Source organism: uncultured Rhodococcus sp., assembly GCF_963525155.1.
GTDB lineage: Bacteria > Actinomycetota > Actinomycetes > Mycobacteriales > Mycobacteriaceae > Rhodococcus_F > Rhodococcus_F qingshengii.
Window position 1 is genome coordinate 1 of record NZ_CAURKP010000045.1, and the last position, 21,310, is coordinate 21,310.

General features: G+C 62.0%; 24 protein-coding genes. 15 read left to right on the plus strand and 9 right to left on the minus strand.

Annotated features, from left to right (window positions below; translation table 11 throughout):
• The 3 genes from RWT78_RS12075 to RWT78_RS12085 form a co-directional block, all read left to right on the plus strand.
• Positions 1-647 (plus strand): cell surface protein (locus RWT78_RS12075; RefSeq protein WP_314675857.1); only part of this gene is annotated, 647 nt, incomplete at its 5' end.
• 3 nt (positions 648-650) lie between these two features.
• Positions 651-1,151 carry an ImmA/IrrE family metallo-endopeptidase gene (locus RWT78_RS12080; protein WP_003946241.1) on the plus strand — a complete coding sequence of 167 codons (501 nt, stop codon included), beginning with the start codon at positions 651-653 and terminating at the stop codon, positions 1,149-1,151.
• Positions 1,148-2,149 (plus strand): hypothetical protein, encoded by a 1,002-nt coding sequence (locus tag RWT78_RS12085; protein WP_314675860.1) that lies wholly within the window; start codon positions 1,148-1,150, stop codon positions 2,147-2,149. Before RWT78_RS12080 ends, RWT78_RS12085 begins: the two co-directional genes overlap by 4 nt.
• 60 nt (positions 2,150-2,209) lie before the next feature.
• Here the strand turns inward: RWT78_RS12085 and RWT78_RS12090 are convergent, their stop codons facing one another.
• Positions 2,210-2,626, minus strand: coding sequence for a helix-turn-helix domain-containing protein (locus RWT78_RS12090; RefSeq protein ID WP_003946231.1), 417 nt, complete (start codon positions 2,624-2,626; stop codon positions 2,210-2,212).
• Positions 2,627-3,105: 479 nt separating this feature from the next.
• Here RWT78_RS12090 and RWT78_RS12095 point away from each other — a divergent pair, with 479 nt between their 5' ends.
• The 3 genes from RWT78_RS12095 (at position 3,106) to RWT78_RS12105 (ending at position 4,784) form a co-directional block, all read left to right on the plus strand.
• Positions 3,106-3,261 carry a hypothetical protein gene (locus RWT78_RS12095; RefSeq protein ID WP_003946253.1) on the plus strand — a complete coding sequence of 52 codons (156 nt, stop codon included), beginning with the start codon at positions 3,106-3,108 and terminating at the stop codon, positions 3,259-3,261.
• Positions 3,262-3,406: 145 nt separating this feature from the next.
• Positions 3,407-4,252, plus strand: coding sequence for an SDR family oxidoreductase (locus tag RWT78_RS12100; RefSeq protein ID WP_314675862.1), 846 nt, complete (start codon positions 3,407-3,409; stop codon positions 4,250-4,252).
• Positions 4,253-4,301: 49 nt separating this feature from the next.
• On the plus strand, positions 4,302-4,784 hold the full coding sequence (locus tag RWT78_RS12105; RefSeq protein WP_030536322.1) for a DUF2505 domain-containing protein: 483 nt from the start codon (positions 4,302-4,304) through the stop codon (positions 4,782-4,784).
• Here the strand turns inward: RWT78_RS12105 and soxR are convergent.
• Positions 4,770-5,249 carry a redox-sensitive transcriptional activator SoxR gene (gene soxR / locus RWT78_RS12110; protein ID WP_050654499.1) on the minus strand — a complete coding sequence of 160 codons (480 nt, stop codon included), beginning with the start codon at positions 5,247-5,249 and terminating at the stop codon, positions 4,770-4,772. The two genes, RWT78_RS12105 and soxR, sit on opposite strands and share 15 nt — an antisense overlap.
• Positions 5,250-5,254: 5 nt before the next feature.
• A complete protein-coding gene (locus tag RWT78_RS12115; protein WP_003946270.1) occupies positions 5,255-5,743 on the minus strand; it encodes an FABP family protein in 489 nt (162 codons plus the stop codon).
• Positions 5,744-5,842: 99 nt separating this feature from the next.
• Here RWT78_RS12115 and arcA point away from each other — a divergent pair, with 99 nt between their 5' ends.
• The gene (gene arcA / locus RWT78_RS12120) at positions 5,843-7,060 is read left to right on the plus strand and encodes an arginine deiminase (RefSeq protein ID WP_003946210.1); all 1,218 of its coding nucleotides are present in this window, start codon (positions 5,843-5,845) and stop codon (positions 7,058-7,060) included.
• Positions 7,061-7,073: 13 nt separating this feature from the next.
• Here the strand turns inward: arcA and arsC are convergent, their stop codons facing one another.
• Complete coding sequence (gene arsC / locus RWT78_RS12125) at positions 7,074-7,427, minus strand: arsenate reductase (glutaredoxin) (protein WP_314675864.1); 354 nt, start codon at positions 7,425-7,427, stop codon at positions 7,074-7,076.
• A gap of 94 nt (positions 7,428-7,521) precedes the next feature.
• Here arsC and RWT78_RS12130 point away from each other — a divergent pair, with 94 nt between their 5' ends.
• The 4 genes from RWT78_RS12130 (at position 7,522) to RWT78_RS12145 (ending at position 10,806) form a co-directional block, all read left to right on the plus strand.
• Positions 7,522-8,205 (plus strand): SDR family oxidoreductase, encoded by a 684-nt coding sequence (locus RWT78_RS12130; RefSeq protein ID WP_003946268.1) that lies wholly within the window; start codon positions 7,522-7,524, stop codon positions 8,203-8,205.
• A gap of 42 nt (positions 8,206-8,247) precedes the next feature.
• Positions 8,248-8,607, plus strand: coding sequence for a GntR family transcriptional regulator (locus RWT78_RS12135; protein WP_003946225.1), 360 nt, complete (start codon positions 8,248-8,250; stop codon positions 8,605-8,607).
• Between the two features lie 48 nt (positions 8,608-8,655).
• A complete protein-coding gene (locus tag RWT78_RS12140; protein ID WP_003946228.1) occupies positions 8,656-9,087 on the plus strand; it encodes a DoxX family protein in 432 nt (143 codons plus the stop codon).
• An 84-nt stretch (positions 9,088-9,171) separates the two neighbouring features.
• Positions 9,172-10,806 carry a BCCT family transporter gene (locus RWT78_RS12145; RefSeq protein ID WP_003946258.1) on the plus strand — a complete coding sequence of 545 codons (1,635 nt, stop codon included), beginning with the start codon at positions 9,172-9,174 and terminating at the stop codon, positions 10,804-10,806.
• Between the two features lie 87 nt (positions 10,807-10,893).
• Here the strand turns inward: RWT78_RS12145 and RWT78_RS12150 are convergent, their stop codons facing one another.
• Entirely contained in the window at positions 10,894-12,453 is a 1,560-nt protein-coding gene (locus RWT78_RS12150) for a phospholipid carrier-dependent glycosyltransferase (protein WP_314675865.1), read from the minus strand.
• A gap of 23 nt (positions 12,454-12,476) precedes the next feature.
• Between RWT78_RS12150 and rsmI the strand changes: the two genes are divergently transcribed.
• The gene (gene rsmI, locus RWT78_RS12155) at positions 12,477-13,307 is read left to right on the plus strand and encodes a 16S rRNA (cytidine(1402)-2'-O)-methyltransferase (RefSeq protein ID WP_314675866.1); all 831 of its coding nucleotides are present in this window, start codon (positions 12,477-12,479) and stop codon (positions 13,305-13,307) included.
• On the opposite strand, the gene RWT78_RS12160 is transcribed toward rsmI, so the two are convergent.
• Together RWT78_RS12160 and metG are read right to left on the minus strand one after the other, a co-directional pair.
• Entirely contained in the window at positions 13,304-14,551 is a 1,248-nt protein-coding gene (locus RWT78_RS12160; RefSeq protein WP_245219145.1) for a DUF2786 domain-containing protein, read from the minus strand. The genes rsmI and RWT78_RS12160 overlap by 4 nt on opposite strands.
• A gap of 81 nt (positions 14,552-14,632) precedes the next feature.
• Entirely contained in the window at positions 14,633-16,231 is a 1,599-nt protein-coding gene (gene metG, locus RWT78_RS12165) for a methionine--tRNA ligase (RefSeq protein ID WP_314675867.1), read from the minus strand.
• A gap of 21 nt (positions 16,232-16,252) precedes the next feature.
• On the opposite strand from metG, the gene RWT78_RS12170 reads away from it, so the two are divergent.
• Positions 16,253-17,080 carry a TatD family hydrolase gene (locus RWT78_RS12170; RefSeq protein WP_054831736.1) on the plus strand — a complete coding sequence of 276 codons (828 nt, stop codon included), beginning with the start codon at positions 16,253-16,255 and terminating at the stop codon, positions 17,078-17,080.
• Between the two features lie 189 nt (positions 17,081-17,269).
• Positions 17,270-17,695, plus strand: coding sequence for a DUF6578 domain-containing protein (locus RWT78_RS12175; RefSeq protein ID WP_007729020.1), 426 nt, complete (start codon positions 17,270-17,272; stop codon positions 17,693-17,695).
• Positions 17,696-17,731: 36 nt separating this feature from the next.
• On the opposite strand, the gene RWT78_RS12180 is transcribed toward RWT78_RS12175, so the two are convergent.
• Together RWT78_RS12180 and RWT78_RS12185 are read right to left on the minus strand one after the other, a co-directional pair.
• Positions 17,732-18,499: an amino acid ABC transporter ATP-binding protein gene (locus tag RWT78_RS12180; protein WP_003946239.1), complete on the minus strand. Its 768-nt coding sequence runs from the start codon at positions 18,497-18,499 to the stop codon at positions 17,732-17,734.
• On the minus strand, positions 18,496-19,944 hold the full coding sequence (locus RWT78_RS12185) for an amino acid ABC transporter substrate-binding protein/permease (RefSeq protein ID WP_314675869.1): 1,449 nt from the start codon (positions 19,942-19,944) through the stop codon (positions 18,496-18,498). The genes RWT78_RS12180 and RWT78_RS12185 overlap by 4 nt, the downstream gene beginning before the upstream one ends.
• Positions 19,945-20,180: 236 nt before the next feature.
• Here RWT78_RS12185 and RWT78_RS12190 point away from each other — a divergent pair, with 236 nt between their 5' ends.
• Positions 20,181-21,305 carry a resuscitation-promoting factor gene (locus tag RWT78_RS12190; protein WP_042921286.1) on the plus strand — a complete coding sequence of 375 codons (1,125 nt, stop codon included), beginning with the start codon at positions 20,181-20,183 and terminating at the stop codon, positions 21,303-21,305.
• Positions 21,306-21,310: the final 5 nt, after the last annotated feature.

Here is a 21,310-nt window from a genome sequence, read left to right on the forward strand (position 1 = left end):
CGACTGAGCCGACCACGACGACTGAGCCGACCACGACTGAGCCGACCACGACTGAGCCGACCACGACGACTGAGCCGACCACGACTGAGCCCACGACCAACCCTTCGCCGTCGCAACGTCCGAGCAGCAGCGCTTCCCCCGCGACCAACGCAACTTCGCAGACCGGGAGTCCTTCGAGCCAAGCACCCTCCGAGACGCAGTCTCCTTCCGAATCGCAGCCGAGTTCCGAGCAGTCGTCCGCGGTAGCGGCTCCGCCGGCTGGACCGTCTGATCCGCAGGGACCGTCAGCGGGCGGCGGAGCGCCTGCACCCTCTGCCGGTGGACCGGCGAACGCTGCGCCGGGCGCAGTCGCAGCCCCTTCCGCACCCGAGGTTCTGGCCGCACCCGCACCCGTAGCTCCGCAGGTACCGTCGAACGTTCCGAACGTCGCGGCTCCGACTGACAACCCGCAGGCATTTCCGACGGCGTTCACTCAAGGGCTTCCGCCGATTCTCAACGCCGCCGCCGTCGCCGGCGGTGTAGGCGGAATGGCAGTTGTAGCGGCCGGTGCGGGAGCACTGACTTTCCGCGGAGCATCGCTGCAGAAGGCACGATTGGCTGCCGCGCGTGCCGAATTCCTGGCACCCGGATCACAGGGAGGTGCGTGAGTCGTGCCGGACAGACGTTCACATCGCCGCGTTCTGGCCGCGGTGGATGCCGTATGCGACGCAGCAGCGTCGTCGGAGGCAGTGTCACTGCTGACGGTAGTGCAGACAGTCGCCCGCGAGCGTGGGCGCCCGATCGAGATCGATCTGGAAACCCCGCTCGCCACCGGAGTGTGCGGTCAGCGCCGAGCCTACGACGACCACGACGTCATCGTCTTGGCCCCCGGACTTCCCAATGTCGAGCGAACTCTGGCACATGAGTTGGGGCACATAGTGTTTCGGCACGAGGGTGCCGAGATCGCCGAGGCGACGCTCGAGGTCAGTGACGATTTGATCGCCTACATGTTGAGTCAACGTTCTCTGCGGCGCAACGAACCCGTGCCGATGGATGACATCGCGGAGTGGGAAGCCGAGACGTTTGCGTCGATGTTGATCATGCGTCTGCGAACGATGAGTGGCCGTGGGACACCGCTGTCGGTGTTGCGGTACGACGAGGCGATCGGATGATCTTTTGGGCTGTGGCCCTTCTCGTCTGGGTTGCAGCCGGCGCGAGACTGGGTCGAGTTGTCGCGCGCACCGCGACGCCGTTGCGAATGTCGATGGTCTTTGCAGGCTTCTCGGTCGCATTGTCGTCGACGGTCATGGTGCCGGCGGTATGGGACATCGTCGATCGCATTGCGCCGGAGCAGCATGCCGCCGCGATGATCGTCATCGTCTTGTGGACAGCGTTGTCTGCGGCCAGTGCAGTCGGCGCCGTGTCTGCCTGGCCCGTGATGTCACGTCCAGCTATGCGCGGCCTCGCCACCGTGCTGTACTCGGTGGGGCTCCTGGTGGCGATCGCGGTTCTCTTCGGCTACCCGGCGCCGGCTCTGATCTTTATCATCGTCGCTCTGTCCCTTGTCATTTCGACGGGGCTACGGCACGTTGCGTGGGCACCGTTGGGGCGCGGAATCGCGTTGATCGTGACCGGTTCGTCGATCCTGCTCGTCGTGGTCGTCGTGATGCTGGTCGAATCGATCGGTGGCACCGGCGCACTCGAATCGGATATCTGGACGGGCGCAGGGGTGTGGTTCATCGCTGCCTCGAGTGTTCTGATTGCGCTGGGCATCACGTGGGTGCTTCTCGAGACCTGGTTACGTGCGCGACGAGATCTGTACCGGCTGCGGCGGATGCACGCGCTTCTCGTCAAGCGATTCCCCGAGGTAGTCGACGCGGACAGCGCCGGGAGTACCTCTGTGCTGCGGGCATCGGGCATGATCGCGCAGATCATGGATGCGATGTACATCCAGTCCGGCGCCGGGATGTTCGACGTCGGTGGTCAGGAACCGCCGCGGGCCGTCACTGCACACGCGGGGATTTTGGCGGGGTGGATCGCCGATCCCTTGGCCTCGGATGTGTTGGACACCAGGTGGATTGCGCCTCCTGAGAAGATGTCGGCGCGCCGATGGGTGTTGTTGTTGGCGAAAGAACTCGATGAAACGACAAAAGTAGGTCGACGTTCGTAGTCGACCTACTCCATGTCATTGCAGTGCTCGAGATCGAGTCAGTGCTTCAGCACGTTCACATCAGCGTGACGCGTCAGGCGGAACCTCTGGCAAACCTTCACTCGCGCGGAGCTTTTCAGCCATCGTGGTGAGTAGATTCTGCGATTCTTCCGAGAGGTCGAATGCACGGCTCGAGAGGCGGCGAAGCCCGTAGCCTTGGAGCTGTGAGAGCAGTTCGAGATCGTGATCGATCTTGGCTGCGTAGATGTCGTTGAAGAAGTAGTCGGGCTTCACCTTGAAGAACCGGGCGAAGGCTGCGACTGTCTCGTCTGAGGGGTTGGTGCGCTGTCCCGAGCGGAGCTGCGAGATGTACGGCTTGGAGATCTGATGGCCGTCTTCGATGAGCGCTGCCGCAACCTCGGCGTTGGTATGGGGTTTGCGCCCCGGAGGATGAACACTGTCGAACAGTTTGTTCAATCGTTCTGCAAAGTCAGCCATTGTGAACCGCCCCGTAATCCTCTCTAGCTAGCAATTGTCCGTTCAGTGAATCCTACGGTATCACGCGGATAACCGATCGGTAGCTCACCGTAGTCTGTTTAGTGGACTAGTTGTCAAATGTGTCCGAGATTCGATTCGTCCGCCCAATGAGTGCTCAGCTATGTCTCAGCGCACATTGAGTTTCCGCCACACGGAAATGTGCAGCTACGACTGCGCTATTCGAACCTTCCAGTACTTGGCCAATCTGCCCAATATCAAACCTTTTACCCGTTTTGGCGATATTAGCTATGCGTTAGCCTGGTTTTTCACAACTATTTCGATTGAAAAACTGCAGTTCAAGCGATGTTTGAAGGTTTGGGGTCGCGATCAGGGTGGCTGGTTGCGATGTCATGCGGATCACCTCCGGGTTGAACCTTGAACGGTTTGCCGGATTGCGATCTGTGCTAGCTAAACCCTCCGAGTGGGTGCAGAATTGTGACATGAAACACACGATGAGCGATGATGAATTGCGCCGCGCAATCCGTGAAATTCAGGATCGAGCCCACGACGCACGCAAGCGTGGGGACGATGTAGCGGCGGAAGAACTCGACCGTACGGTCAAGGGCTATCAAGAGCAGATGATGCAGCGTCTCTAGTGCTCGCTGCGGTCGTCTCTGTGCGGTGTTTGCGCGGAGTATGGCCGTACCCCGCTGGTCGTCTTGCGTGTTTCAGGGCGGCCGCACCGTGCGTGCGTAGACTTTCCCGCATGTCCACAGTACGAGTGCGGGGGAGTGTTCATCCATGTCTGTAAGGTCGCTCGACGGCAAGAAATGCCTGATCACCGGCGCCGGTAGTGGAATTGGACGTGCAACTGCGCTGCGTGCATCAGAGGTCGGCGCCGAATTGTTTCTCACCGATATCAACAGCATCGGATTGGAAGAGACGGTCGCGATGGTCGGCGCCGGCGGCGGCACGGTCAGCATGGCGAAGGCACTCGATATCTCGGACTACGACGAGGTCGTGAAATTCGGTACCGAGATTCACACTCAATTCTCTTCGATGGATGTCGTCATGAATATCGCCGGCATTTCAGCGTGGGGAACTATCGAGAACCTCGAACATCGGCATTGGAAGTCCATGGTGGACGTCAACCTGATGGGGCCGATCCATGTCATGGAGACGTTTGTTCCACCCATGATTCGTGCCGGCAAGGGTGGACACCTGGTCAACGTGTCTTCGGCTGCCGGACTTTTGGCCCTGCCGTGGCACGCCGCCTACAGTGCGAGCAAGTTCGGCCTTCGCGGGGTGTCCGAGGTGCTGCGATTCGATCTGAAGCGACACGGAATCGGGGTCAGTCTGGTTGTGCCGGGTGGGGTGAAGACGCCATTGGTGGGAACCGTGGAAATAGCGGGTATCGACAGGAGCGACCCGCGGGTCGAAAAACTCACGCACCGGTTCGAGGCGCGTGCTGTCTCCCCGGAGAAGGTGGCGTCGTGCATTCTGCGGGGAATCGAGAAGAATACGTACCTCGTATATACGTCCAATGACATCCGATTCGGATACTGGTGGGCGCGCAAATTCGCCCCGCCTTACGAGTTCGTGATGCAAAAAGCGAACGACCAGTTCAGTAAATTGCTCAAGCGGTGAGCGTTAAACTCCGCCGGGACTTTTATCTAGTCGAATAGGGACCAAAGTCATGCCGAAGAGTTTTCACTTCGATATCGAATTCAAATATCCGATCGACGACGTGCATCGAACTTTGACAGACCCGAATTATTGGAAAGGCAGACTCGGAGACCTTTATGCCACCTCGGACATCGAAGTTCGAGACGGATCGATCGAAGTATCCGTGTCCGAGGAAATCGACTCCGCCTCCCTCCCGAGCCTGGTCGCCAAGGTTGCGCCGAGTCGGCTCGGTCTGAAACGGGTCGATCGGTGGGGACCTCTGTCGGACGGGCGTGCAGCAGGGTCGGTCACCGGAATCGCGCGGGGACTGCCGATCCGAATCGAGACGACGCTCGATCTCACCGCCGCCGAGTCCTGCACGCGGTTGGTCGTCGACGGAACGGCTGAGGTGAAGATGCCGATCATCGGCGGCCAGATCGAGAAGTTGCTGAAGAAGACCGTCGAGGACTTGTTGGGGCGCGATCGGGACGCCGTCGAGTCATTTCTCGCCTGAGTCTGCACCGAAATCTACTTCCAGAACGCGCGCACCCGGGCCGGCGGATGCGAGTTGATCGTGCGGGTTGGCGAGGGCGCACCCCTCCAACGAGAGGCACCCGCAACCGATGCAACCGGTGAGGTTGTCCCGTAGACGTTCCAGTTGCTCGATGCGTAGATCGAGGTGGCGCCGCCACCCGGTCGACAATCTTTCCCAATCTGCGCGGTTCGGGGTACGGCCTTCAGGAAGTGTGCCGAGGGCCTCTCTGATTTCCGACAGCGGAATGCCGACGCGTTGCGAGATTCTGATGAAGGCGACGCGTCGAAGCGTGTCTCGTTGGTATCGGCGCTGGTTTCCGCTGGTCCGGCGACTGACGATGAGGCCTTCTCGTTCGTAGAAATGCAGGGCCGAGACGGCGACACCGCTGCGCTCGGAGAGCTGGCCGGGCGTGAGTTCCTTTGCCTTCCACGACGGCATCTCCATGGCGGCTACCGGTCCGTCGCGCGGTGGAGGGTGGCGTGGAGATGATGCGTCAGCGGGGTGTCACCGTGCGCCATCCACAAGTCGTATGTCAGCGTGTCGCCCTGAACGCGCATGACTCGCCGGACGTCGTGAACCGGTTTTGCGTCGGGCGATGCTGCGAGCGTGAGACGGGTCAAGGCGAGAGTGCCTTCGGAGTCGAGGGTGCCGCGATGGATCTCGACGAATCCGGTGGGCTGGCTGACCAGCAATTCGAGCTCACCACCAGGTGTTGGGCGCAGGTATCCCGATTCCATGTGAAGCGGTCGTCCGTCGGGGAGCCCACGAGTGCGCGACGAGTAGGTGAGAAACGGTTTCGGGGTGGGCGCGAACTCGATCTCCTCGGAGTACTCGAAGTCGTCGATGGTGGGGAAATGTCCGGCTCCAGCGCCGACCCAGCGCCCGGTGAACCTCTCGATTCCGGCGCCGTTCAGCGCCGCCTGATCCGTACTACTCATTGCCTGGTCCTCTCGCCTGCGTCGGATCAGACGTTACGCGGACCGGTACGACAGCTGCTTATCCCTGCTGGGTGGGGCCTACGGGATTAGTGTTCACTCATGAACGCTTCTGGCTCGGTCCCCCTCGGTGTCGATTCCGAGGTGGGCCGATTGCGATCGGTCATTCTTCATCGTCCTGGCGACGAGTTGAAACGATTGACTCCGCGCAACAACGACGAGCTGCTGTTCGACGCGTTGCCGTGGGTGGACCGCGCGCAGGAGGAACACGATCAGTTTGCGACCGTCCTTCGTGAGCGCGGCGTCGAGGTACTGCTTTTGTCCGATCTCCTCACCGAGGCGCTCGAGGTCAGTGGCGCAGCGAGGATCCAGGGAATCGCGGCCGCCGTGGACGCACGCAAGATCGGCCACGCGCTCGGGCAACACCTGGCCGCCTACCTGCGAAAGGTGGAGCCGAAGGAGCTTTCGTCGATCCTTACTGCAGGAATGACGTTCGACGAATTGCCGATCGATGCCGACTCGACCTCGTTGGTGCGCAGGATGCATCACGGCGGTGACTTCGTGATCGACCCGTTGCCCAACTTGCTCTTCACCCGTGATTCGTCGTTCTGGGTCGGGCCACGGGTCATCATCACGTCCTTGGCGTTGTCAGCGCGAGCTCGCGAATCCTCGATAACGGATCTCGTCTACGCGCATCACCCTCGATTCAAAGGCGTGCGCCGCGCGTACGAGTCGCACACGGCTCCTGTCGAGGGAGGTGACGTGCTGCTTCTCGCGCCGGGGGTGATCGCAATCGGTGTCGGTGAACGTACGTCACCCGCCGGAGCAGAAGCATTGGCGCGTAGCGTGTTCGACGACGGCCTCGCCCACACGGTGTTGGTTGTTCCGATCGAGCAACGCCGAGCGTCGATGCATCTCGACACGGTCTGCACCATGGTCGAGGCCGACGCGGTCGTCATGTATCCGGCCATTCAGGACACCCTGGCGGCGTTCACTCTGCGCAAGGAAGACGACGGGGTGAGTATTCGCGGTGCGACGCCGTTCCTCGAAGCGGCGGCCGACGCCATGGGAATCGGAAAACTGCGTGTGATCGACACCGGACTCGACACGGTGACTGCCGAGCGTGAGCAGTGGGACGACGGAAACAACACTCTCGCCGTCGAGCCTGGCGTCGTCGTCGCTTACGAGCGCAACGTCGAAACGAACGCCAGGCTGGAGGCCTCGGGTATCGAGGTTTTGCGAATCGCGGGTTCGGAACTGGGGTCCGGCCGAGGTGGTCCTCGGTGCATGTCCTGCCCGATCGCCCGCGATCCGCTGTAAGCCGTCGACGCTGTCAGAGAATTTCTTCCACCTTGGCTGCAGGCCGCGCGAGGACGGTGCCTTTGTCGGTGACCACGAACGGGCGTTCGATCAGAATTGGGTGTTCGATCATCGCGTCGAGGATCTCGGATTCGGATGCATCGGCGAGCCCGAGTTCCTTGTACTGCGTTTCGCGCTTGCGAACGGCTTTGCTGGGCTCGAGGCCTGCGTCGGCGAGGAGTTTTTCCAGCTCGGATCGGGTAGGCGGAGTATCGAGGTACTTCACAATGGTCGGTTCGATGCCGGCGTCGCGGATAAGTCCGAGAACAGTCCGCGACGTGTTGCACCGTTGATTGTGGAAGATGGTTGCAGATGCCATGGCCGTCATTCTGCCTCTGTGTCCGAACTCGTGGGACAAACAGGGGAACAACGGACACCTCCGGCGCGCTGCACTTGAAGTACCGACTTGTGAGGAGAAAACGATGACGGAACATCGAAGTGTGGACGAACGGCGCGTGGTCATTGCCGGTGGGCACGGCAAGATCGCGCAGCACCTGACGTACCTGCTGGCAGGACATGGTGATCGGCCGGTAGCGCTGATCCGCAACTCCGCGCACGAGGGTGCGGTCCGCACACTCGGCGCGTTCCCCGTGGTGATCGATCTGGAATCCTCCACGGTCGAGGAAGTTGCGAAGGTACTCGACGGTGCCGACGTCGCGGTCTTCGCCGCGGGCGCCGGACCTGGCAGCTCGATCGAGCGGAAGGATTCCGTAGACCGAGCTGCGGCGGTGCTGTTGGCCGATGCCGCCGAGAAAGCGGGAGTGCGTCGGTTCATTCAGATCAGCGCCATGGGTGCTGGTGACGAAATACCGGAGAACACCGACGAGGTTTTTGCCGCCTACCTGCGGGCGAAGACGGCAGCGGAGGAAGACCTGAAGACAAGGACTTCGCTGGATTGGACGATTCTTCGGCCAGGACTTCTGACAGACGACGACCCCACCGGTGAAGTCCTTCTTGCAGAGCCGCCCGTCGATCGAGGCTCTGTGCCTCGTGCAGATGTCGCCGCAGTGATCGAAGCGCTCATCGACGCGCCGTCCAGTGTCGGCAAGATATTGGTTCTGACCTCCGGCCCGCATACGATCCGCGAAGCGATCGAGGGTTTGTGAGAGAGAAGATGCTGTGACCGAGAAGATACGACGAGGGTGACGATGAAGATCGCGATCGAACACGATTCCTCCACAGCTCCGTACGACCAACTGCGGCAACAGATTATCGAGCAGGTTCACGGCGGCGGATTGATTGCGGGAACCAAGATCCCGACGGTGCGTGCATTGGCCTCGGAGCTGGGATTGGCGGCCAACACCGTCGCGAAGGCTTATCGCGCGCTCAGCGATCAGGGCGTGATCGAGACGAGGGGAAAGCAAGGGACGTTCATCGCTTCGGGGACCGATCCGGTGCAGGCGCAGGCGGAGCAGGCGGCGACCGCGTTTGCGCATAAGGTCCGCTCGCTCGGGTACTCCGACACTGAGATCGTCGCCATGGTGGAGTCGGCATTGAGAGGTGCGTGACACATTGATTAAGTTGACGCTTCAACTTAAAGCTGTCAGTCTTGGCTCATGAATTCGTCGATTGCTCGTGACCTCGGACTCCTCATCGCCCGTGTCGGCCTCGGGATCATCTTCATCGCCCACGGTTGGCAGAAGTTCTTCACCTACAAGATCGCCGGAACGCAGGCCGCATTCGAAGGGATGGGCGCCCCGCTCCCCAAGATTTCTGCAGTTCTGGCAGCATCCATCGAACTCGGTGGCGGCATCCTGCTCATCGCGGGTCTGTTGACCCCGCTCGTCGGCGCACTGCTGTTCCTCGACATGGTCGGCGCGTTCTTCATCGTGCACGCCGACAAGGGCGTCTTCATAGACAACGGCGGCTACGAACTCGTCGTCGCACTCGGTGTCGGTTCGCTCTTGATCGCTGTTATCGGCGCAGGACGCATCAGCATCGACGGATTGATCGGCAAGGGCAACGGTTGGGTTAAAACCCCAGCTTGATCGGGGTGAGAAGGCGGGTTCAACGGCTGTTGAGCCCGCCTTCCAGCTTGCTTTTGGACCACAAAGTGACGAACGTAGTCATCTATGGTGACGAAATCTGATCGATCCGAACAAGATTCCGGGGCCAACGAAGAGCGCCCGGAGACGGGCTTTACTCGGGTAGGCGTTCGGACCGACTACGTGGTGTTTTCCGTGGCGGCCGCAGCGGTGCTGGCTATTGTCGTGTGGGGTCTCGTAGCTCCCGACAACCTGAACTCGGTAACCGGAAGTGTTCTCGGCTGGTTGGTGACGAACATCGGCTGGCTCTTCGTACTCGCAGCTTCTGCTTTCGTGCTGTTTTCCATCTACCTCGCTGTCAGTCGATTCGGCGACATTCCGCTGGGCAAAGACGGTGAGAAGCCCGAGTTCCGAACCGTCAGCTGGATCGCCATGATGTTCAGCGCCGGCATGGGCATCGGCCTGATGTTCTTCGGTGTCGCGGAACCGCTTGCGCACTACGTGACTCCGCCTCCCGGCACCGACGGTGGCGTCGGAACTGCCATGGCTACCACCATGTTTCACTGGGGTCTTCATCCTTGGGCGATGTATGCCGTTGTGGGCCTTGCCATTGCGTACGGGTCGTATCGCCGAGGACGCAAGCAACTGTTCAGTTCGGCCTTCATCCCGTTGCTCGGTCGCAAAGCCGAAGGGCCGATCGGCAAGGTCATCGACATCCTGGCAATCTTTGCGACACTTTTCGGCACCGCAGCATCTTTGGGGCTCGGCGCACTTCAGATCGGCTCCGGTTTCGAGGTAGTCGGCTGGATGGAAGAAGCCGGCGTATTCCTGCTCGTGGCCATCGTTGCGGTGCTGACCCTGGCGTTCGTCGCTTCGGCAGTTTCCGGTGTGGCCAAGGGAATTCAGTGGCTCTCCAACATCAACATGGTGCTAGCGCTGATCTTGGCCCTGTTCGTGTTCGTTCTCGGGCCGACCGTGCTGATTCTCAATCTGCTCCCGACGACCATTGGTGCATACGTTTCCGACCTCGCCCAGATGTCGGCCCGCACGGGTGCATCGTCGAATCCTGAAACCGGCGCGTGGCTTTCGTCGTGGACGATCTTCTACTGGGCATGGTGGGTGTCGTGGACGCCGTTCGTCGGCATGTTCCTGGCCCGCATCAGCCGCGGCCGCACGATCCGCCAGTTCATCGTCGGCGTCATCGCCGTTCCCACGACTGTCAGCTTGCTCTGGTTCGCGATCTTCGGCGGCGCAGGCATCGGCGAGGAACGCGACGGAATCGGCTTGTCCGGCCGAGGCTCGGAAGAGGCTCAACTGTTCGGCATGCTCGACAATCTGCCGTTGGCCGGAGTGACGACTGTCCTGGTCATGCTGCTCGTCGCGGTGTTCTTCGTCTCCGGCGCCGACGCTGCGTCGATGGTGATGGGGACGCTCTCGCAGCGCGGAACGCTCGAACCGAGTCGCTGGGTTGTGGTCTTCTGGGGCATGTTGACCGGTGGCGTCGCGGCGCTTCTGCTGTGGACCGGTGGCTCCGAAGCGCTCGACGGCTTGCAGACCATGACGATCATCGCTGCGGCGCCGTTCGTGCTGGTCATGATCGGACTGTGCTTCTCGCTGTACAAGGATCTTTCGCACGACCCGATCATCATTGCGGCGAAGGAGCAGAAACGTGCTCTCCTACGCCCGCGCCGAGGACGCCGTGTGGGTAAGTCAGTGGAGTAGGACTTAAGCGGAGTAGGACTTGAGCGGAGTAGGACTTGAACTGTGAAGGGGCACCGAACTGCGGTTCGGTGCCCCTTTGTCGTCCGGTTATTTCCAGCTGGGCAGCCACAGGTGGTTCTGCCACGATTCCGGCGTGATCGGCATGGCGGTGAGTATCGGCCAGAGGTAGACGAAGTTGGCCACGACCAGACCGATGTACAGACTGACTGCCAGAAGTCCGGTGGTACGACGCTCGACGGACGCGCTCGCCTTGCCCAGTACATCGCCGAGGACCAGCGCAAATCCCATGACCATGAACGGGGCGAGTGCAACTGCGTAGAAGTAGTACATCTGGCGGTCGAGCGTCGCGAACCACGGGAGGTAAGCGGCACCGTAGCCCGTCAGGACCACGGCGTATCGCCAGTCCCTGCGCACGAACGTCTGCCAGATCGCCCACGCCAACATCGGTAGGGCCAGCCACCACATCGCCGGTGTGCCGATCAGCATCACGGCCTTGACGCAGCTGGCGGCCCCGCAACCGGTGACCTGCTCGCCGTCGGCGTAGTAGTAGAGCATCGGTCGTAGCCCCATCGGCCACGTCCACGGTTTCGACTCCCACGGGTGGTGGTTTCCGGCGGAGTTGGTCAGGCCCGCGTGGAACTGGAGAACGTTTCCGCTGTAGTACCAGAGTGAGCGCAGCGCGGAGGGAATGAAGCTCCATGTGCCGCCCTCACCGATCTCGTTACCGACGGCGTGACGGTCGACGCCGGTCTCGCTGGTGAACCAGGCCCAGTAGCTCGCGAGGTACACACCGAGCGGAATGATCACCAACGCATACAGAGCCGGCCCGATGTCGCGAACTGCAGTGCCGACCCATGGGCGCTGCACGCGGTAGGCGCGGCGCGCTGACAGGTCGAAGGCAACACTGAGCAATCCGAAGAACAGAATGAAGTACATGCCGGACCACTTGGTTCCGCAGGCCAGGCCGAGCAGGATGCCGGCGCCGAACCTCCACCACCGGAAACCCAGCCGCGGACCCCAGGCAGAGTCGCCGATTCGGCCCTCTTCGTATACCTTCGCCATCCGTTCGCGGACTTGGTCGCGATCGACCACCAGGCATCCGAGAGCAGCGAGGACGAAGAAAGCCAGGAAGATGTCGAGCATCCCAAGGCGTGAGGAGACGAAGGTGACGCCGTCCACGATGAGCAGGATTCCGGCAATCGCGCCGATCAGCGTGGAGCGCGTCATGCGGCGCACGATCCGGATGATCAGCAGGACCATCAGTGTCCCGACCAGGGCCGACGAGAATCGCCACCCCCAACCGTTGTAACCGAAGAGTGCTTCGCCGATCGCGATCATCTGCTTACCGATCGGTGGGTGAACCACCAATCCGTAACCGGGATTGTCCTCGATGCCGCCACCGGTCAGAACTTGCCAGCCCTGCGGAACGTAGTGCTTCTCGTCGAAGACAGGTGTGCCGGCGTCGGTCGGGTAGGCGAGCATCGTGAAGCGTGTGATCGCCGCGATAGCGGTGACGAAAGCGGTGACGATCCAGCCGCGCAATCTGTCGGTCGGGCCGAAATCAGGATCCGGTACCAGCGGGCCGGGACTACGCAGTACCCGATCGCTCGTGGCGGGCGTTGGCCGCTCGTCCGTCTGCACAGTCACCTGGCAATCGTAGGCTGTCAGGTATGACTGGTCGCTTGGTACTCGCCGCAACACCCATGGGAGATGTCGGTGACGCGTCTCCGCGTCTTCGGTCTGCTCTCGCAACCGCCGACGTCGTTGCTGCGGAGGACACACGACGCACCAAGTCTCTGGCGTCCGCGCTCGAGGTAACCATCACCGGGAAGATCGTCAGTTTCTACGATCAGGTCGAGATTTCCCGGCTGCCCGCGCTGGTCGCCGACGTCGCCGAAGGCAAGACCGTCCTGCTGGTCACGGACGCGGGCATGCCGTCGGTCAGCGATCCCGGATATCGCCTTGTCGCCGCCTGCGTAGCCGAGAGCCTCGCCGTCACGTGCTTGCCCGGTCCGTCGGCGGTGACGACGGCGCTGGCACTCTCCGGATTGCCCGTCGAGCGGTTCTGCTTCGACGGGTTCCCGCCGCGTAAGCAGGGGCAGCGCAAGACGTGGCTCTCTGCCTTGGCAACCGAGCAGCGAGCGTGTGTGTTCTTCGAAGCGCCTCATCGCCTTGCCGACTGCCTCGCAGATGCGGTGGAAGTGCTCGGGCCGAATCGCCGCGCGGCCGTGTGCCGGGAATTGACCAAGACCTACGAGGAAGTGAAGCGCGGCACTCTCGGGGAGTTAGCTGCTTGGGCCGCCGAGGGCGTTCGCGGTGAGATCACGGTGGTGCTCGAAGGCGCAGTGCTGGTGGCATCTGATCCTGCCGATCTGGTCGAAGAGGTGGAAAGGCTGGTCGAGGGGGGAGCACGATTGAAGGACGCGTGTGCTCTGGTCGCAACGGCCGGAGTCTCCAAGCGTGAGTTGTACGAGACGGTCCTGGCCGCTCGAAAGGACTAGCGGGAGCGGTTCACGGCGGGTGCGCCGGGACGCAGGTTGGCGTCGTCGGCTGCAGCCTGGCCGGCGTGCCAGCCTTCGGCGTCCACGGACCGTCCGCGAGTCTTGCGGGTTGTCGGGAACAATCGATCGAATTCGGCGTCGACGGCCTCGGATGTGGTGGCGAGGATCGGTAGAAGATCCGCGACGTCCATCGATGCTGCGTCGGCCGCTTCAGCGGTGGCCTTGGTGCCGGCGTCGCGTAAGCGGTGTCCGATTCGGCTGGCAAAACCAGCCAGGAACCCCTTGCGGAACGAGGTGGTGCGGGAGCCGCCGCGATTGCTCGAATCGGCGAATTGCATTGCACGGGTTGCCTGTACAAGTAGTGAAGTGAACAGCATGTCGACTTGCTGAAGGTCGACCGGAGTGCCGACGACGGTCGCGAGCGCGATATCGCTGAACCACACCGTCCTGACACGATTCGATTCGCCGATCTCGGTCAGGAGGTGAACTTTTTCTTTCACGTACGGGTTCTCGATGTGAATGCGTCGTGCATTCACGGACGTGTCGGTGACCCCGGCGCGACTGTGGAGCAGTGCGGAATCGATCGCGTATCGCGTCATCAACTCCTGGGCCTTCGCGGTGAAGATCTCGGCTTCTTCCGCGAAGTTGGTGGCTTCGGCTTTGGCGAGTAGCCCACGAATTCGCTTGAGTACCTTGGCGTCGACCTCGGTGTCACCGACGCCGGCATAGCTGGTGTGGGTGCGTTGCGACGGCCAGGTGGATGGTGGCGCGAGCAATACCGTCCACTGAGGTAGGCGCATCCACGATCGTGCGACATCGACGATCTGCGAAACAAGGAAGTAGGGGTCCTGGAACAGTAGGCCGGCCGCGAGGGACCGGAAAGCGTCGTCGTCCACGGTGATTCGAGAGGCGACGCGCCGAGACTTCGGGTACTGCTCGCCGATCGTCTGCAACTGCCCCACCCACTCGAGTGGTGCGCGATCGGACGCGCGGGATGCGTTCGCGTCGAACAGGATGGTGGTGGCAGCGAGATCGGCGTCGGACGCGTCTTTGCTTCGGCGAGCCAGATGGATCAGATCCGCCGGTTGCCATCCGCGTTCGTAGGCGGCCGTCAGTTCGCTGACGAGACCCTGCGCCGCAGAGACGGATTGAGGGCTGACCTCCTGAGTGGACACCCGTGCTCCGTTCCAAGGCAGTGTCTGCGCCGAAGCGCTGGTTCGAATGTATGTTCTATTCGTGGTCATGGCTGGAGTGTGCACGTGGGGTCCGACACATCCGCCGGTAGACGGATATTTCGGACCCCACGTGCGGCACTCGTGCCTAGGTCATTCCTCGACGAAGCGGGGGAAGACCGGTGCCGGAGCAGGCAGTTTCCGGTTCGCGTCGATGCGAACCGCGATGTCGGTGAACTGACGGTTCTCTTCGCTCTGACCGAGTAGATCGAGGATGCGTGACGCCGCGTCGGGCATGACGGGCTGAACGAGAAGGCCGACGATACGGACAACTTCGATCGTCACGTAGAGGACCGTTGCCATCCGTGCCGGATCGGTCTTGCGCAGAACCCACGGTTCCTGCTTGGAGAAGTACCGGTTGGTCTCTCCGAGGACGCCCCAGATGGCTTCCAACGCGAGATGCAGTGCTTGCACGTCGAACTCGCTGCGGCACTTGGCAAGCAGGGCATCCGCCGACGCCAGCATCGCCAGATCGTCCTCGGTGAACTCGCCGGGGGTCGGTACCTGGGCGTCGCAGTTCTTCGCGACCATCGTCAGTGAACGCTGCGCGAGGTTGCCCAGTTCGTTGGACAGGTCGGCGTTCATGCGAGTCACGATTGCTTCGTGGCTGTAGCTGCCGTCCTGGCCGTACGAGATCTCGCGGAGCAGGAAGAAGCGGACCGCGTCGAGGCCGTACTGATCGACCATCGCGATCGGATCGACCACGTTGCCGACCGACTTCGACATCTTCTCGCCCTTGTTGTACAAGAACCCGTGGACGAAGACTCGTTCCGGCAGTTCGATGCCGGTAGACATGAGGAACGCCGGCCAGTACACGGTGTGGAACCGTGTGATGTCCTTGCCGATGATGTGCAGGCTCGCGGGCCAGAACTTCTTGAACTCCTCCGAGTCGACGTTCGGATAGCCCACGCCGGTCAGGTAGTTGGTGAGTGCGTCGACCCAGACGTACATGACGTGGTCGGGGTCTCCGGGAACCTCGACGCCCCAGTCGAACGTGGTGCGCGAGATCGACAGGTCCTTGAGGCCGCCCTTGACGAAGCTGACGATCTCGTTGCGACGTGTCGCGGGGGCAATGAACTCGGGATGCTCTTCGTACAGAGCGAGCAAACGGTCCTCGTAGGCCGAGAGACGGAAGGTGTAGTTGGACTCCTCGGTCCACTCCACCGGGGTGCCGGTCTCCGTCGACTGACGGGTGCCGTCGTCCAGAAGCGTGGTCTCGGCTTCGGTGTAGAAGGCCTCGTCACGAACCGAATACCACCCCGAGTACGTGTCGAGGTAGATGTCGCCCGATGCGGCCATCTTTTCCCAGATCGCCTTGCTGGCGATCTGATGATCGGCGTCGGTGGTGCGGATGAACCGGTCGTACGAGATGTTCAGGACCTTGTCGAGGTTCTGGAACACGTCGGAGTTCCGAGCCGCGAGCTCGCGGACGTCGATGCCCTCTTTGATCGCTGTCTGCTGCATCTTCAGACCGTGCTCGTCGGTGCCGGTCATGAAGAACACTTCATGACCGTCCAACCGCTTGAAGCGGGCGAGCGCGTCCGAGGAGATGTACTCGTACGCGTGGCCGATGTGCGGAGCGCCGTTGGGATACGCGATCGCTGTCGTGATGTAGAACGGCGATCGTTCCGCGCCTTCCGGGGCAGCGGAGTCCGGGCGCGGGGTCTGGGAGGGTGAGGCAGGCACAGTCATGGTGGGCTTACTCTATCGGGCGTGAGCAAAGACCGTCCCGCCCCCGATGCCCCTGAGCCCTTGTCGCCTCTGATCGACGCACATACGCACCTCGACGCCTGTGGTGCGCACGACGCTGCGACCGTGGCCGGAATTGTCGATCGAGCCGAGGCCGTCGGCGTCGGACGGGTCGTCACGGTGGCCGACGACCTTGATGCCGCACGCTTTGCCGTCGACGCTGCGAACTGGGATTCGAGGGTTTACGCAGCCGTCGCAATCCATCCGACCAGGGCGAACGTCCTCGATGTCGACACCAGAGCCGAGATCGAGCGTTTGGCGTCCGATCCGCGGGTCGTCGCGGTGGGGGAGACCGGGCTGGATCTCTACTGGCCAGGCAAGCTCGAAGGGTGCGCCACCATCGAGGAGCAGGTCGACGGTTTCCGGTGGCACATCGACCTCGCGAAGCGTCTCGGCAAGACGCTGATGATTCACAATCGCGAAGCCGATCAGGACCTGCTGCGGGTGCTGCACGAGGAAGGCGCGCCGGAGACTGTGGTGTTCCACTGCTTCTCCTCGGATTCGGAGATGGCCCGTGCGTGCATCGACGCGGGCTACGTGTTGAGTTTCTCGGGAACCGTGAGTTTCAAGAATGCGAAGGCGCTGCGTGAGGCCGCGCGGTTGGTGCCCTCGGATCAGCTGATCGTCGAGACGGATGCGCCGTTCTTGACGCCGCACCCGTTCCGCGGTGCGCCCAACGAGTCGTACTGCCTGCCGTACACGGTGCGCGCACTCGCAGAGATCCGCAGCGAGGATCCGCAGGCGCTGGCAGCAGCGTCCACGGCGACAGCGGAGCGCGTCTACAAGCTCTGACGCTATGGTGGTCTGACAGGTAACTCCGCGCCCGTGACCGTCGTGTCCCGGTCCGTCTACTGCGCGGAGTATTCAGATGAATGACCGCATCTATCCCTCCGACGTCTATCCCGACGACGTCGAACACACAGACGAACAGTCCTCTCGATCCGGCTCGAGCGCGGCGAATTTCTCGCATCCCGGGAGGGAATGAAGGCGCACAGCTTCACTGAGCCGACGCCGGTCGACTCTTCCGTCCAGATCGTCAGCGTTCATGTCGACGCGGTCGAAGTCGAGTGCTGCGGACCGTTTCCTGTAGTCGGTGAACAATGCTCGTGGACATTGACACCGCGATCGCAGGACGACGCGTTCGACGGTTGGGTTCACGGCGGGATGCCGGCGTCGGGAGTCGTGACCACGGGTGTGGTGCTCGGGATTCTCGTGGTCACGACGACGTACGAGGAAGTCGGAAGTCCACGCATGTGGTTGCCCGTCGAAGGTAGCGAGACCTATCGAAGGGTCGAGGCCAGTCCTCGGTGGTTCCGAAGGTTCGGCGACTTCGACTTCGAGCCGCAGAATCGGATCGAGACCGGGCTGGTCGTCGAATTGGCCACCACCCGTGCGCCTTTCCGGTAGTCCCCACTACCAAAAAGGCGCACAGGGGGCTTGCCCCTAGAGAACCTTCGCCAGGAAGTCCTGGGTGCGCTGCTGCTGGGGGTTGCCGAACAGACTCTCCGGCTTACCTTCTTCGACGATGTATCCGTCGGCCATGAAGATGACTCGGTCGGAAACCTCACGGGCGAAGCCCATCTCGTGGGTCACGACGACCATGGTCATGCCCTGCTTGGCGAGGTCGCGCAGCACCTGCAGAACCTCACCCACCATTTCGGGGTCGAGGGCGCTGGTGGCCTCGTCGAAGAGCATGATGTCCGGACTCATCGCGAGTGCGCGGGCGATGGCAACGCGCTGCTTCTGCCCACCGGACAGGCTGGCGGGCTTGGCATCTGCCTTCTCCGCGAGGCCGACCTGGCCGAGCAGTTTGACGGCGATCTCGCGAGCCTGCTCCTTGGTCGATCGCCCGGTCTGCACCGGAGCGAGCATCACGTTTTCGACGACGCTCATGTGGGGGAACAGGTTGAAGTGCTGGAACACCATCCCGATGTGCTGGCGCACCTTGTCGATGTCGACATCCTTGTTCGTGAGGTCGAACTGGTCGACGCGCACGGATCCGGCGGTGATGTCTTCGAGGCGGTTGAGGCAACGCAGGAAGGTCGACTTGCCGGAACCGGAAGGCCCGATGACGCAGACCACTTCACCGCTCTTGATGTCGACGTCCAGGCCCTTGAGGACCTCGTTGTCGCCGAACGACTTCTTCAGTCCCTTGACCGAAATCTTGACCTCGGTGGCGGACTTGCCCATGTTGACGGCTGTTTCGGTCACTTGTTGATCCTCTTCTCGAGGCGGTTCGACAGCTTGGTGAGCGCCATGATGATGATGAAGTACATGACGCCGATGATCAGCCACATGTTGAACGACTGGAAGTTGCGCGCGATGATGATGCGCCCTGTCTGAGTGAGCTCGGCGAGTCCGATGACCGACAGGATCGACGTGTCCTTGAGGGTGATCACGAACTGGTTGATGTACGACGGGATCATCGTGCGAATTGCCTGCGGCATGATGACTTTTCGCATCGACTTCATGTAGCTGATGCCCAGGCTTCGTGACGCCTCCATCTGTCCCTTGTCGACGGACAGGATGCCGCCGCGGACGATTTCAGCCATGTACGCGCCGGCGTTGAGCGAGAGCGTGATGATGCCTGCGGTGAAGGCGGACATCTGGAAATGCAGGGCTGCCGGGATGCCGAAGTAGATGAAGAATGCCTGCACCAACAGCGGTGTGCCGCGGAAGATGTCGACGTAGGTTGTGCCTATACCTCGGACGAACATGTTGGTGGACACGCGGCAGAGACCGAAGATCGCGCCTAGGACCAGAGCGATCGCGATCGAGACGACGGAGAGAACGATCGTCAACCACAGGCCCTTGAGAAGCTGCGGGTAGGTGCTCTTGATCAAGCCGATGATGGAGTTGTCCGACGTCGACGCGCCCTGACCGAGGTAGGTCGAGACGATTTCGTCGTACTGGCCGTCGTCGCGCAGGTTGTGCAGTCCGGCGTTGAACATCTGGAGCAGTTCGGCGTTCTGGCCCTTGTTGACTGCGAAGCCGTAGCTCGCGCCCACCTCTTTTTCGGTGACCGTCTTGAGGCCGTTGCCCTGTGTGATGCCGTAGGCGAGGACGGGGTAGTCGTCGAAGACTGCGACGGAGTTCCCGGTGCGGACCTCGTCGTACATGCTGGCGGAGTCGGCGAAATAGACTGTGGTGAAGCCGTATTGGTCCTTGATGGACTCGGCGAAGCTGGCGCCCTCGGTGCCGTTCTTGACGGCGACGCGCTTGCCCCTCAGATCCTCGTACGACTTCACGTCGTTGTCGGTCTCGAGGACCGCCATCTGCACGCCCGACTCGAAGTACGGGTCGGAGAAGTCGAACACCTGCTTGCGGGCGTCGGTGATGGACATGCCCGCGATGACGCCGTCCGCCTGCCCGGCCTGCACGGCCTGAAGGGCCGCGTCGAAGCCGAGTTGCTTGATGTCGACCTTGAAGCCTTGGTCCTCGGCGATCGCATTGAGCAGGTCGATGTCGATGCCGACGAGTTTGCCGTCTTCGTTCTCGAATTCGAACGGGGCGAATGTCAGATCGGTGGCGATCGTGTAGGTGCGGCCGGGTTGCGCGCTCGCGATTCCGGGGGCGAACAGCGCTGCGATCAGCGCCAGCAGGATGGCCAGGATCGGCCACCTGGCATTACGTGGTCTGTCGAATCTTCTTCGCACTATCGCCCAGCTTTCTTCTGTCGCGCCCGGGATCGCCGGACTGCTTTGAACCAGACGAGAACATACTGCGCCCAGAGCTGAATCGATACACGGGTATCGGAGCCGGAAAGTGCAGAACACACGACACGCCGTTGCCGTTCCGTGACAAAAGTCGCATTTCGTTGTGATTTGGTTGCCGATACAACGCTCGGTCGTTACCGTATTGTGATCGAACGTCGTCTGCCTTGGGATTTCCTGTGTCGCCTTTTGCCAAGATCAACTCCACGAAGTCACCACTTCTCTATTCAGTGGTGGGTGCGTTGCTTCTGACGCTCATCGTCGGGGGTGCGCTCGCCGTGGTTCGGCACAAGACGATCACCCTCGACGTCGACGGCGACATGATTTCGCTGTCCACGATGTCGAGCAGCGTCGGTACCGCTCTCGAGGACGCCGGATACCCGGTCGATCCCAAGGACGCGCTCGCACCCAGTGCCGATTCCTCCCTGTCCGATGGCGATACCGTCGTACTGCGCCGTGCCCGTGAGTTGGCTCTGACCGTCGACGGTCAGCCGACCACCATCTGGACCACCGCATTGACGGTCGACGAGGCATTGAAGCAGGTAGATGTGTCCGACGACTTCGCAGTCTCGGCTTCGCGCTCGCATCGTCTGCCGCTCGAACGGACCGAGCTCGACGTCGTCAGCCCGAAGACCGTCAGCGTCAGCGACGGTGGCGCTCCCGCGGCGGAGGTCAAGCTCGCCGCCGTGACCGTCGGCGATCTTCTCGCGGCCAAGAATGCGCCGCTCGAGCAGGCCGACTCGGTGGTTCCCACCGCCGACACACCCGTTACCAACGGCCTGACCATCCAGGTCACTCGCGACCGCACGGACACTCGCGTCGAGACGCAGCCGATCGCGCCGCCGGAGAACAAGGTCGAGGATCCCGAGCTAGAGAAGGACAAGACCGTCGTCGAGAACCCGGGTGTTCCGGGTGAGCGCACGGCCACTGTCGAGGTCAAGACCGTCAACGGCGTCGAGGCCGGACGAACCGAACTGTCCGCGACCGTGATCAAGGAACCGGTCGCAGCAGTGGTGAAGGTCGGTACCAAGCAGGCTTCCGCTCCCGCTGTGTCCAACGCGTCGACGTGGGATGCCATTGCTCAGTGCGAGGCGACCGGAAACTGGGCCATCAACACCGGCAACGGTTTCTACGGAGGACTTCAGTTCACCCAGAGCACCTGGGAAGCATTCGGCGGCGGTCAGTACGCAGCTCGCGCCGACCTCGCATCACGTGAACAGCAGATCGCGATCGGCGAGAAAGTCCGCGCCGGTCAGGGCTGGGGTGCTTGGCCGTCCTGCACCAGCAAATTGGGCCTGCGCTGACGCGC